The 13,108-nt window shown below is 46.6% G+C and carries 9 protein-coding genes; 5 read left to right on the top strand and 4 right to left on the bottom strand.

The genetic code is table 11. The features are described from left to right. A partial coding sequence (locus tag QUB52_RS18105; RefSeq protein WP_332976228.1) for a CHAT domain-containing tetratricopeptide repeat protein occupies window positions 1–2,794 on the top strand: 2,794 nt, incomplete at its 5' end. A gap of 186 nt (window positions 2,795–2,980) precedes the next feature. After that, window positions 2,981–3,370, top strand: a complete 390-nt coding sequence (locus QUB52_RS18110; protein ID WP_255513037.1) for a Rid family detoxifying hydrolase — start codon at window positions 2,981–2,983, stop codon at window positions 3,368–3,370. Between the two features lie 104 nt (window positions 3,371–3,474). On the opposite strand, the gene QUB52_RS18115 is transcribed toward QUB52_RS18110, so the two are convergent. The 3 genes from QUB52_RS18115 to QUB52_RS18125 all read right to left on the bottom strand — a co-directional run bounded on the left by QUB52_RS18115 (window position 3,475) and on the right by QUB52_RS18125 (window position 6,515). Beyond that, complete coding sequence (locus QUB52_RS18115) at window positions 3,475–3,852, bottom strand: hypothetical protein (protein WP_332974329.1); 378 nt, start codon at window positions 3,850–3,852, stop codon at window positions 3,475–3,477. 3 nt (window positions 3,853–3,855) lie between these two features. Next, entirely contained in the window at window positions 3,856–4,071 is a 216-nt protein-coding gene (locus QUB52_RS18120; protein WP_332974328.1) for a hypothetical protein, read from the bottom strand. Window positions 4,072–4,361: 290 nt separating this feature from the next. After that, window positions 4,362–6,515, bottom strand: a complete 2,154-nt coding sequence (locus QUB52_RS18125) for a polyribonucleotide nucleotidyltransferase (RefSeq protein WP_332974326.1) — start codon at window positions 6,513–6,515, stop codon at window positions 4,362–4,364. 76 nt (window positions 6,516–6,591) lie between these two features. Here QUB52_RS18125 and QUB52_RS18130 point away from each other — a divergent pair, with 76 nt between their 5' ends. Together QUB52_RS18130 and QUB52_RS18135 are read left to right on the top strand one after the other, a co-directional pair. Beyond that, on the top strand, window positions 6,592–6,723 hold the full coding sequence (locus QUB52_RS18130) for a hypothetical protein (RefSeq protein ID WP_332974324.1): 132 nt from the start codon (window positions 6,592–6,594) through the stop codon (window positions 6,721–6,723). A gap of 192 nt (window positions 6,724–6,915) precedes the next feature. Next, on the top strand, window positions 6,916–11,712 hold the full coding sequence (locus tag QUB52_RS18135; RefSeq protein ID WP_332974322.1) for an SNF2-related protein: 4,797 nt from the start codon (window positions 6,916–6,918) through the stop codon (window positions 11,710–11,712). An 87-nt stretch (window positions 11,713–11,799) separates the two neighbouring features. Here the strand turns inward: QUB52_RS18135 and QUB52_RS18140 are convergent, their stop codons facing one another. Then, the gene (locus tag QUB52_RS18140; protein WP_265233883.1) at window positions 11,800–11,934 is read right to left on the bottom strand and encodes a hypothetical protein; all 135 of its coding nucleotides are present in this window, start codon (window positions 11,932–11,934) and stop codon (window positions 11,800–11,802) included. On the opposite strand from QUB52_RS18140, the gene QUB52_RS18145 reads away from it, so the two are divergent. Continuing rightward, window positions 11,908–12,735, top strand: coding sequence for an SWIM zinc finger family protein (locus tag QUB52_RS18145; protein WP_265233882.1), 828 nt, complete (start codon window positions 11,908–11,910; stop codon window positions 12,733–12,735). The genes QUB52_RS18140 and QUB52_RS18145 overlap by 27 nt on opposite strands. Window positions 12,736–13,108 lie beyond the last annotated feature (373 nt).

Below are 13,108 nucleotides of genomic sequence, written 5' to 3' on the forward strand. Positions count from 1 at the left end.
CCAAGCCTTAGAGATGAGGAAACGCTTGCTGGGAGACAATCATCCTGATGTGGCAGATAGCCTAAATAATCTGGCAGGATTGTACGATAGCCAGGGTAGGTATAGTGAAGCTGAACCTCTCTATCGCCAAGCCTTAGAGATGAGGAAACGCTTGCTGGGAGACAATCATCCTGATGTGGCAGATAGCCTAAATAATCTGGCAGTATTGTATGAGAGCCAGGGTAGGTATAGTGAAGCAGAACCCCTCCATCACCAAGCTTTAGAGATGAGGAAACGCTTGCTGGGAGACAATCATCCTGATGTGGCAGATAGCCTAAATAATCTGGCAGTATTGTATGAGAGCCAGGGTAGGTATAGTGAAGCAGAACCCCTCCATCACCAAGCTTTAGAGATGAGGAAACGCTTGCTGGGAGACAATCATCCTGCTGTGGCAATTAGCTTGAATAATCTAGCCGTATTGTACCAAAGCCAAGGACGCTACAGCGAAGCCGAACCCCTCTATCGCCAAGCCTTAGAGATGAGGAAACGCTTGCTGAGAGACAATCATCCTGCTGTGGCAATTAGCTTGAATAATCTGGCAGAATTGTACGAGAGCCAGGGTAGGTATAGTGAAGCCGAACCCCTCTATCGCCAAGCCTTAGAGATGAGGAAACGCTTGCTGGGAGACAATCGTCCTGATGTGGCAACTAGCCTGAATAATTTGGCAGGATTGTATCAGAGCCAGGGACGCTACAGTGAAGCGGAACCTCTCTATCACCAAGCTTTGGAGATGAGAAAACACCTGTTGGGTAACGAGCATCCCGATGTGGCAACTAGCTTGAATAATCTGGCCGCATTGTACAATAGCCAGGGACGCTACAGTGAAGCTGAACCACTCTATCGCCAAGCTTTAGAGATGAACAAGCGCCTGTTGGGCAACGAGCATCCTGTTGTGGCAAGTAGCTTGAATAATTTGGCAGAATTGTACAATAGCCAAGGACGCTACAGTGAAGCAGAACCCCTCTGTCGCCAAGCCTTAGAGATGAGGAAACGTTTGCTGGGAGACAATCATCCTGATGTGGCAGATAGCCTAAATAATCTGGCCAGATTGTACTGGACACAAGGCGATACTATCAAGACCCTTGACTTTTTGACACAAGGGCTAGAAGTAACAGAACATAACCTTGCTTACAATCTTGATGCAGGGTTCGATCGCCAGAAACGCGATTACATTAAAACTGTCTCTGGAACCACAAATATTACTATCTCCCTGCACCTCAATGCTGCTCCCAAAAACTCACAAGCTGCTCGTTTAGCCCTGACTACTATCTTCCAACGCAAAGGACGCATTTTAGATGTCTTCACCAATAGCTTGCAAATTTTGCGTCAGCGTGTCAATGACCCAGAAAACCAGAAATTAATCGATGACCTATCCAATACTTACAGCCAACTTACAAACCTAATTTACAATCAACCGGAGAAACTGCCACCGGAAGAGTACCGCCAGCGAGTTTCTAAGCTTGACGATCGAGCCAAACAGCTAGAAAACCAACTCAGTCGTCGTAGTGCAAAATTCCGCACCCTTTCCCAACCTGTTACCTTGGAAGCAATTCAAAAATTAATTCCCGCTGATGCAGCTTTGGTGGAATTCGTGCAATATCGACCTGTCAATCCCAAAGCACCACAAAACCTACGCTTTGGCGAACCTCATTACGCTGCCTACATCCTGACTTCCAGTGGAGAACCTCAATCAATTGACTTAGGTGAAGCGAAAAAAATTGAGGAACCCCTAAAATTATTCCGTCAATCTTTGGCAGATAAAAACACTCCTATCTCTCAACTCCAAGAGTCTGCACGTAATTTGGATCGACTCCTCATGCAGCCCGTGCGAAAATTGCTGGGAAATACTCACAAAATTCTCATCTCTCCCGATAGCGCACTCAACCTCATTCCCTTTGAAGCATTAGTCGATGAAAATAACCACTACCTAGTTGAAAACTATGCCTTCACTTACCTCACCTCCGGACGCGACTTGCTGCGACAGCAAAACCCATCTCCTAGCCAACAGCCACCAGTAGTCATAGCTGACCCCTATTTCGATCGCCCTGGTGAAGTCGCTACCGTTAGTAGCAACAGCAACAATACCCGTTCGATCGACCTTTCCAAAATCATATTTTCTACCCTATCAGGTACAGCAGAAGAAGCAAGGGCAATTGCATCACTTTTAAAGATTAATCCCCTGCTACATTCCCAAGCCAGCGAAGGTGCAATCAAACAGGTAAAAAGCCCTCTGATTCTGCACATTGCCACGCATGGTTTCTTTCAAAATGGCTCGCAATCGCAATCCAATCAAAACACCATTAATGACAATCCTCTGCTGCTTTCAGGATTAGTTCTATCTGGGTTCAAAAAGCAGCAGGGTGGAGGCAATGAAGATGGCGTTCTCACCGCCTTAGAAGTTACAACCCTAAACCTCGTCGGTACAAAACTGGTGGTGTTGTCCGCCTGCGATACAGGTTTAGGACAAGATACCACTGGCGAGGGTATCTATGGCTTGCGTCGGGCTTTAGTAATTGCTGGCTCTGAGAGTCAATTAATCAGTCTGTGGAAGGTAGAGGATAATGCTACTAAAGACTTGATGGTGAAATACTACAACCGATTGCTAAACAATCAGGGACGGAGTGAGGCACTGCGCCAGACTCAATTAGAGATGCTCAAGAGTGAAAGCGAAAATGATCGGCATCCCTACTACTGGGCTGCATTTATTCCTTCTGGTGATTGGAGACCAATGGGGTTGAAACCTCTTTCCCAGTAATAAGTAGAAGGAAGAAGCAAGAAGCAAGAAGACATACTGTGAGCGTTAGTTGGCAGGGCAGACTTAACTAATGTCAGAATCTACGGCTGGAATATCGAAAATGCAGACTTAACTGGTGCTATAATCCCCGATGGAGAACTCTACCAGCCAGAAACCTCCGAAAATTTATCCCAAAAAGTGACATCTATGACGCGCAAAATTATTCGTACTGACAAAGCACCAGCACCAGTGGGCCCTTACAATCAAGCGATCGCCGCAACGGGCACTATGCTGTTTGTAGCAGGTCAAATTGCGATCGACATTCGACTCAACGATATCGTCTACACCGACGACGTGGCCAAGCAAACCGAACAAGTTATGGCAAATCTGGAAGCGATTCTCACAGAAGCCGGCGCTACTTGGTTGGATGTGGTAAAAACTACGGTTTTTCTCAAAGATATGAATGATTTTGCCGCCGTGAATGCGGTTTATGCGAAATATTTTGATGCGGAAACTGCACCGGCGCGCGCTTGTGTGGAAGTTGCTCGTTTGCCGAAAGATGTGTTAGTTGAGATTGATTGTATTGCTGTTATTTGAAGGGACTCGGCGGTTGAAACCGCGTCTACACAAACGATGTCCGCCTCCGCGGACTAAGAGTAAAATCGATCGCCCGACAAGCATATTTTAGGCCAACGGGCGCATCAATGCTCCTGTAGTTCGGGAACCTGAATCTTCGGTAATTCCTTCCACTCAGACTCTATCGGTGAGTAGCGACAATAGCACACCGCTAAACAGTCATACTCAGCATTCGGCATCTTGGGACTGTACTCCTCTACGTGCGATACTTCCCAGTCTCCCCAGCGAACATGAGTGCTGATAGCAGGGGATTTAGGCTCTGTACTCTCGGTAAATTGGGCAAAGTGTCGCAGGCGATCGCCCGTTTGAGGCAGAGGTTTGCTTGAGTAATCATAATGTTCTGCGAGGATACTGGTTAGAGCACCTGTATGAGAAAGCGATCGATCCTCCCATCCAGGGGAAGATAGCGATTCAGTCTTGAAAACGATCAACCGTTTCGGCATTGATTATTCCTCCCTCTCATGTTCGGGTTCGTATGGACTCGGTGGAAACTCTGTCAACCCTTCAAAGATACAATCCACCTTCAATATAGGGTCATTTGTTTTTTGCCACCGAAGCAGTTCCCACCCCTGACGCTTCGCCATTTTTTCGCATTGTTCTGGATCGCTTGCACCGTGACGACTAATATTCTCGTCTGGATCGTAGCGGGGTGTTGATGTCATATCGATCGCCATTCGTCAATATCTGTCACAATCTTAGCACCTACATTCTAGGGCTCGAAGGGTAAAGTGCGCGACTGTCTTAACTCCCACAGCCGTTAGCGCAGCCCTCGAAGAGGATCGCACAAAGTCGATCTGTCGCTGTCGCGCACTCTACACCCAAATCAACCCGCAACAACCGGATTGAATCTTGATTAGCAATTAGCAATTACCTTCTAGCAATTACTAATTACCACCGATAAATCAGCAATTAGCAATTACCATGCAAGCAATTACCAATTACCAACCATAAACTACTTATTCAACGCTTCGCGGGCGGCTACCGCTTCATCAGGATGAATGTTCAAACGGGTCAAATTAATTCGACCTTTATTGTCAATTTCTCGCACTTTGACAATCACTTCATCATTCACAGCTAACTCATCTTCCACTTTCCCAACGCGGTAGTCCGCTAACTGGGAAATGTGAATCATTCCTTCTTTTCCTGGCAGAATTTCGACAAAAGCGCCGATCGGAATAATCCGAGTTACACGGCCGACATACACATCTCCAGCATTCAACTTGCGCGTCATGCCTTGGACAATATTGTAAGCCCGCTGAGCTTTTTCGCTGTCGTTACCAGCAATTGTCACGGTTCCGTCGTCTTCGATGTCAATCTTGACACCGGTTTCTTCGGTGATGGCTTTGATTGTTTTGCCACCAGGCCCAATTACCAAACCAATGAATTCTGGATCGATTTTCAGCGTTAACAAACGCGGTGCAAACTGCGACATTTCCTTGCGGGGAGTGTCGATAGTTGACAGCATTCTTTCTAAAATGTGCAGTCTCGCGGGTTTGGCTTGGCGGATGGCTGTGGCAATTACATCTAAGGGCAAACCTTTGATTTTCATGTCCATTTGCAAAGCAGTAATTCCGGTGTCGGTACCGGCTACTTTGAAGTCCATGTCGCCTAAGAAGTCTTCAATTGCCTGAATGTCAGTCAAAATTCGGACTTCATCGCCTTCTTTAATTAAGCCCATTGCCGCGCCGCTGACGGGTTGGGAAATGGGAACGCCTGCATCCATTAATGCTAGCGTTGAGGCGCAAACTGAACCCATTGAGGTTGAACCGTCGGAAGAGAGGATTTCTGAAACTACGCGAATCACGTAGGGGAAATCTTCTTTTGATGGCAAAACGGGCAGCAAAGCGCGTTCTGCGAGGGCTCCGTGACCGATTTCTCGGCGTCCGGGCGATCGCATCGGCTTAGTTTCTCCCACGGAATAGGGCGGGAAATTGTAGTGATGCAAGTAGCGTTTGTCTTGCTGCGGGTGCAAGTCGTCTCCTAAATCTTGGGCGTCGCCGGGGGTTCCCAGGGTAGCTGCGGACAAGACTTGGGTTAACCCGCGATTGAACAACGCACAGCCATGTACTCGCGACGGCAGCACGCCTACGCGACAAGAAACGTCTCGCACCTCGTCTAGCTTGCGGCCGTCTACACGGACGCCATCTTCGATGATTTGCTTCCGCATCATTTTTTTGGTAACGTCTTTGAAAACGTTGCCTATTACTTTGCCGTTGGCGCTGGCGGCTACTTTGATCGGATCGTCTTCGGCGAGTTGGGCGATCGCAGCTTCGACTTCATTGGCTTTCACTTCATCCAAAGCTGCATTCCGTATTATTTTGTCTTTTTCAAGTCTTGACAAAATGATGCGGATTGGTTCTTGGGCGCGATCGCGAATAAAGTTTTCCAGGGCCATATCTGGCGATGGTCTTTCCTCTACCACCAAATCTATGCCCAATTCTGCCATGATTTCGCGCTGGGCTTGAATCAAGTCGCAGGCTGCTTCATAGCCGAAGTCGATCGCCTCGATGATATCCTGTTCCGGCAATTGGTTCGCGCTGGCTTCCACCATGATTACTCCGTCAGGAGAACCGGCTACCACGAGATCCAACTCGCCTTCTTTGATTTCGCTGTAGGTTGGGTTGATGATGAAATCGTCCCCTACCAAACCGACTCGCACGGCAGCCATTGGCCCGTAAAACGGCATTTTCGCCAGCAGGATCGCTACGGAAGCGCCTGTTACCGCCAAAACGTCTGGGGGTACTTGTTCGTCCATCGACAGCGTTGTTGCTACGACTTGGATGTCGTCTCGCAACCAGCTTGGGAATAGCGGGCGCAACGGGCGATCGATCAAACGGCCAGTCAAAGTCACTTTTTCTGGGGGACGCCCTTCCCGGCGCAAAAATCCACCGGGAATTTTACCGCCTGCGTACAGTCTCTCTTCGTAATCCACCAACAGGGGCAGGAAATCAATTCCCTCTCTCCCCTGCGATCGAGTCGCTGTCACTAAAACCGCCGTGTCACCCGACTGAATCAAAACTGCACCGCCTGCTTGAGGCGCTAGTAAACCAATCTTCAGTCTAATATCCCTTCCATCGAAGGATATTGACTTGTCTATCTCTACCATGTAGGACTGCTTCCTTATCTACCACATTCTTTCTCTGTCGGGATCGTAACACTACCACAGGATGTTTGAGAGTCCAATGCCAAAAGAGAGAGATTTTTTGTGCGGGCGATCGAGTCGTGGCGCTGGATGTATAAGCATTTATACTCTTGATATTGGGGATTCTGGGGTAGGTTCGCCTGGGCGATCGCCCCCCAAACGCCTGCTCTAAATGGTAGGATGAGTTTTCGATTGGGACTTGGGAGCGATCGGGTCAACCGCAGATGTCGGGCAGATAAACACAGATTAACGCAGATATTTCAGATATTTCGTATTTTTGCATTGCCATAGTTCTATTATTCACAAGTTAGACAAAACTGAGGCAGCAAGTCTCGCAATTAAATAAAAATATTAGGATTTAAAAATGGCTATTTTACACGGCAGTTGGTTATTAGAACACGAAAAAAGCGGCTTGTTTGTTTGGGGGGAAACTTGGCGGAAGATTGGGGCGATCGATATTGTTGAATCTGAGTTTAGTCCGCAGCATCCTTTGGCAATGACTGAGGCGGAATTGAATACTTTTCTAAATTCTTTGCAGCAGTCGGGGAAACTCCACTGGCAATTACCAGAAACCGCAGAAATTAAGCAGAAAACTAAGAAAACTCGGAGTTCGTCCAAAACGACGGCGGCAGCCCTTCCCACGGAAATTTTATCGGTTCTGAGGCAAGTTCGGGCGATCGCGCTTCCGACCAAAATCTCGGAATCCAACGCAACTATTATGCCGCAGCACTCGGCCGCAGCATTAGAGGAACCAGGCCCAATCGATGAAATTTATCTTTATCCTTGGCAAGTTGAGGGTTATTTGCTCAACCCTCAAGCCGCTTTTGTTTTTTTGCAATCATTGCCGCTTAATAGCACAGAAGCAGATTCTTTTGTCGGCTCAGATTTGCGTTTTTGGTCGCATCTTGCTAGGTGGAGTTTGGATTTGTTGGCGAGGTGCAAGTTCTTGCCGGCATTGGAGGCCCAATCTGATGGTTCGGCTATTGCTAAGTGGCAACCTTTGTTAGACAGTTCGACAGATATTCTCCGTCTCGCTACTTTTTCTAAGCAAATGCCGACGGCTTGTCGAATGTATCAGAAGGAAGAAGGTTCGGCAGCGGATTTTGTAGCGGATGTAACGGATGTAAGATTGGCAGCGGATTTTGTAGCGGATTTAGCGGATGGAAGATTGGCAGCGGATTTTGTAGCGGATTTAGCGGATGGAAGAGGTGTAAGAAAAGAAAGTTCGGTGGCGAGGGAGGTATGGGCTTTGTCGGTGGATTTGCCGGTGGGGGCGCAGGAGTTGGTTTTGGGGTTTTTGAGTAGTGTTGTAGATGGTGAAGTGCGATCGGCTGCTGACTCAACTTTAGACATCAAAACTCTTTCTCCTACCCGCGAATGGCTGCAAGCTTTGCAACAAGAATCTGGACTCGTGAAAGCAGAATCAGCGGCTTTAGAAAAGTTGGCAAACAAGCTTAGTGTTTGGACTTCACCGCTACAAAACCAACTGTCTGAACAAAGTCAGTTTCGCACTTGTTTTCAACTAATTCCGCCTTCTCCGGGTAAAGTTAATTGGAGTTTAAATTATTGTTTGCAAGCAGTAGATGAAACGGATTTTTTGGTAGATGCGACAACTGTTTGGAATAATTCTGTTGAACGTTTGGCTTATGCGGGGCGGACAATTGAATTACCACAAGAAACTTTGCTGGGAGGGTTGGGTTTAGCATCGAAACTTTATCCGTTAATTGAACCGAGTTTGCAAGCACAACGACCTCAATTTTGTCAATTAAATCCGCTGCAAGCTTACGAGTTTATTAAGTCTGTGGCTTGGCGGTTTGCTGATAGCGGGTTGGGCGTGGTTTTGCCACCTAGTTTGACCAAGGCTGATGGTTGGGCGAGTCGTTTGGGTTTGAGTATTCAGGCGGAAACTCCGAAGGCAAATCCGGCGAAGGGTGGGCTGGGTTTGCAAAGTCTGCTAAGTTTTAAGTGGGAATTGACGATCGGCAAACAGCGCATTTCTAAGGCAGAGTTTGACAGGTTGATCGCGTTGAATTCGCCTTTGGTGGAAATTAACGGCGAGTGGGTAGAGTTGCGCGCAACCGATGTCAGGGCGGCTCAAACTTTTTTTGCCAGCCGCAAAGAGCAAATGACTCTTTCTTTGGAGGATGCTTTGCGTTTGGCTTCGGGCGATTTTCAGACTATTGAAAAGTTGCCTGTGGTGAATTTTGAAGCAACCGGTCAACTTCAGGAATTGTTGAATACTTTAAGCGATAATCAGGCCGTAAGTGCGATCGCGACTCCGGCTAGTTTCCGGGGAGAATTGCGGCCTTATCAAGCGCTAGGGGCTGGCTGGTTAGCATTCTTAGAACGCTGGGGTTTAGGTGCTTGTCTCGCCGACGATATGGGTTTGGGAAAATGCATTTTACCGCAGAGCTTGCTTTTTGTCAATGGTTTTTTACAAGAAGCTGAAAAAATCTGGGAAGCTTATTCTAACAAAATAGAATTCGACGGTGAGGGCTTTTGGTCTGAACCTACCGAGCAATTAATTGTAAATTCTATCCATCGGGAAACGGGCAAGATTGTACAAGCAAATGTTCGACGACTTTACCGCCAGCAAGTCCAAGAAAAATTGCGAACCATCAAACTGCAAGACGGTAGCAGCATCACTATTACCCGCCGCCACAAATTGTTAGGACGCGATGGCTGGACAAATGAGTTTAAAGTTGGAGATTATGTTTGTGTACCTGCCAAATTGTATTGGGAAGGAAAACCCGAAGATCCAAATTTAGTCAAATTTATGGCTTGGCAGATTGCTGAGGGACATGAACTGCCCAATCAAGCAAGGCTCATAATAACACAAAAAGATGCGACTGTTCTGGAAGATTTACGTATCTCACTCCACCGAATTAGCGAAAAGTATGGGATAAAAATCAATAATCCCGCTCTTCATAATCGGAATCATCCAAGAGCAGCAGATTTGACTGTATGCAGTCGATCATACCAAAACTTTCTCGAAACCAAAGGCTATCAGTGGGGGAAACTGTCAGCCGAGAAAAGTTTCCCAAAATTCATCATGGAAGCCAATCTGGATAGCATACGGATTTTTCTAAAAAATTACTTTGATGCTGAAGGTTCTGTTATTCCTCAAATGCGGAATGTCGAAATTAGTACCGCTTCGCCTGTAATTATCCAACAACTTTCTACACTCCTGCGCCGTTTTGGAATTTGGTTGCGAATCGCCGCCAGACAGAAACGTGCTACCAATGGTAGTGGAATTTTTCGCACCTATTATATCGGCACTTTCGGCGGTAACTCAGCGCGGATATTTTTGCAGGAAATCGGCTTTGGTTATTCAGAAAAACAGCAAAAACTAGAGAAAATTTGCGAAGTTACTGCCAATACAAATGTCGAAGGAATTCCGGTTTCGGATCTTGTTGCTGATGCAGTAGAGATGACAAAACTGCCGCTGCGGCATTTCGGGATGCACAATCCTGTTTATATTAACGGTTCCCAACAGTTTTCCCGCACCAGTCTAGGAAAGGTGATAGCAGGTATGGAAAATGTGCTGGCTGGTTCCGCAGAACAAGAGTACCGCCAGCTAAAGCCTTCTAAATGGACAAATCAGACCCTGGATGCCTATGCAAATCTCAATGTACCGCAGCTAGATAATGTTCGAGAAAATTTGCAACTCATACTCGATCGCGAAGTATTTTATTGTCGGATAGAGGAAATTGAGGATTTTGATTACAGCGGCTGGGTTTACGACTTTGAGGTGAGCGAACATCACAATTTTGTTGCCAACAATATTTTGTGCCACAATACTGTTCAACTAATTACTTTCCTCCTACACTTACAAGAACAAAATGCCCTAGAAGCGCCGACATTACTGGTTTGTCCCACATCAGTATTAGGCAATTGGGAGCGCGAAGTCAAGAAATTTGGGCCGACGCTGAAAGTGTTAGTTCACCACGGAGACAAACGGGCTAAAGGTAAAGCATTTGCGGCCGCAATTAAGGGCAAAGATTTAATAGTTACCAGTTACGCGCTGGTGTTTCGCGATGCTAAGGAAATTCAAAGCACTAAATGGCAAGGATTGGTTTTAGATGAAGCGCAAAATATTAAGAATTCCGAGGCTAAGCAGTCGCAAGCGGTGCGGCAAATCGAGGCTTCTTTTAGAATTGCGCTGACGGGAACTCCGGTGGAAAATAGACTGCAAGAATTGTGGTCAATTTTAGAGTTTCTGAATCCGGGATATTTGGGGCCGCGCAATTTCTTTCAGCGCCGATTTGCTATTCCGATCGAGAAATACGGCGATAGAGAATCATTGCATACTTTGCGATCGCTCGTTCGGCCTTTCATCCTCCGCCGCCTGAAAACGGACAAGGAAATCATCCAAGATTTGCCGGAAAAACAGGAAATGACTGTATTTTGCAGTCTGGCTGCTGGACAAGCCGCATTATATCAGAAAGTAGTCGAAGAGTCGATCGCTAATTTGGAATCAGCCGAAGGCATTCAGCGCCGGGGAATGATTCTGGCTTTGCTGGTAAAACTCAAGCAACTTTGCAACCATCCCGCTCTTGTGAACGCAGCAGCTAAGCCGAAAGAATTGAGCGTTAACAGCCAAGAATCGGGGAAATTGCAGCGGTTGGTGGAAATGTTGGAAGAGGTTGTCGCTGAGGGCGATCGGGCTTTGATTTTTACTCAATTTGCTGAGTGGGGAAAACTCCTAAAACCGCATCTAGAACAGCATTTAGGACGAGAAGTTTTGTTTTTGTACGGCGGAATTAAGCAGCAGCAGCGGGAAGAAATGATCGATCGCTTCCAGCACGATCCCCAAGGCCCACCGATTATGATATTATCGTTAAAAGCTGGCGGCACCGGTTTGAACTTAACCAGGGCTACCCACGTTTTCCATTATGACAGATGGTGGAATCCGGCAGTAGAAAATCAGGCAACTGACCGCGTATTTCGCATCGGTCAAACTCGCAACGTGCAAGTCCACAAATTTGTCTGCACGGGTACGTTAGAGGAGAAAATACACGATATGATCGAAAGTAAGAAAGCTCTCGCCGAACAAGTAGTCAGCGCGGGGGAAAACTGGCTTACCGAACTTGATACTGACCAACTTCGCAATTTACTGATTCTCGATCGCGATGCTATTATAGAAACAGAAGAAGAATAATATTTATTGGTTTGTCGCCGGGGCGGGGCGGGTTTACTAGATCGATCGTTTGTATCATATATATTGGTGAACCCTCCCCTACAATAATTAGAGTTGATTTATCGGACATAATCTAATATATACCTTCTTCCCTCTTCCCTCTTCCTTCTTCCCTCTTCCTTCTTCCTTCTTCCTTCTTCCTTCTTCCTTCGCCTTATGATTGACAGAGAATGGTGGACACAACAGTGGCTCGATTTAATCAATACCTACCGTTTCAAAAAGCGTTTAGAACGCGGGTGGCAATATGCGCGGGAAGGTAAAGTTCTCAGCATTAAGTTTCCCAACCAAGAAGTAATTGCCGTAGTTCAAGGCACTGATCCCAAACCCTATCAAGTTTCTTTAGGACTTGATACATTAACCGATGAAGATTGGGATTATGTGATTGAAAATATGTCGCAAAGAGCGGTGTTTTCGGCTAAATTATTAGCAGGAGAAATGCCGCACAATATTGAGGATGTATTTGCTGCGGCTGGAAAAACGCTATTTCCATTAAGTTTATCTGATATTCACGCGCGCTGTAGCTGTCCTGACCCCAAAAATCCTTGCAAGCACATCAGTGCAGTATACTACTTGTTGGGCGATCGCTTCACAGAAGATCCTTTTGTACTCTTTCAACTGCGCGGGAGAACCAAAGAGCAAATTTTGACCGCACTCCGCCAAAGACGAGGTACGCCAGGAGACGAAAATTCCCAACTCAACTCCGGCGAAAATTCCCCCACTGCGAATGCTAAATTGCCAAAGGTCGATCGCTTTTGGGAATACAACCAGCAGCTAGAATCATCTTTAGTAGTAATTGTGCCGCCGCCCAGCAGCGAAACAGTCTTAGATATTTTAGGCCCAATTCCCCTCGCAACGGACGGAAAAGGAACAGCCAACAAATCCTCCCCCGCATCAGACGCACTCAAGCAGCATTTTAGCAAAATCTACCAAGCAGTTAGCCAGCAAGCAGTTTTAGCCGCACTGAAACGGGGCGAAGGAGACTAACAAATTTATCTTTTCTTCAATCCGCGGAGGCGGATTTCGTTTGTATAGTCGCGGTTTCAACCGCCGACTTTTTTTCTTCAATCCGCGGAGGCGGATTTCGTTTGTATAGTCGCGATTGAAACCGCAGAGTCTGATGATCTAATTGCGTTTAACAGAAGGCGGATTGGTGAAACGCAACCAAGTTGCTAAAGTCGCTACCGCGAAAACTGAAGCGAAGCCGAACGTCAAGAAAGTTTCAAAGGCTGACATAATGCTGTTCCTCTTAATTTGAGCGATCGATCAAGTCTTTTCCTTTATCTTTATATCAGCCTCAATCCATTTTTTCAACCTGCCCGGACATAAAGTATTTACTACTTTAACTTTGGCAATATTC

The organism is Microcoleus sp. A6-C6 (assembly GCF_036705955.1).
GTDB lineage: Bacteria > Cyanobacteriota > Cyanobacteriia > Cyanobacteriales > Microcoleaceae > Microcoleus.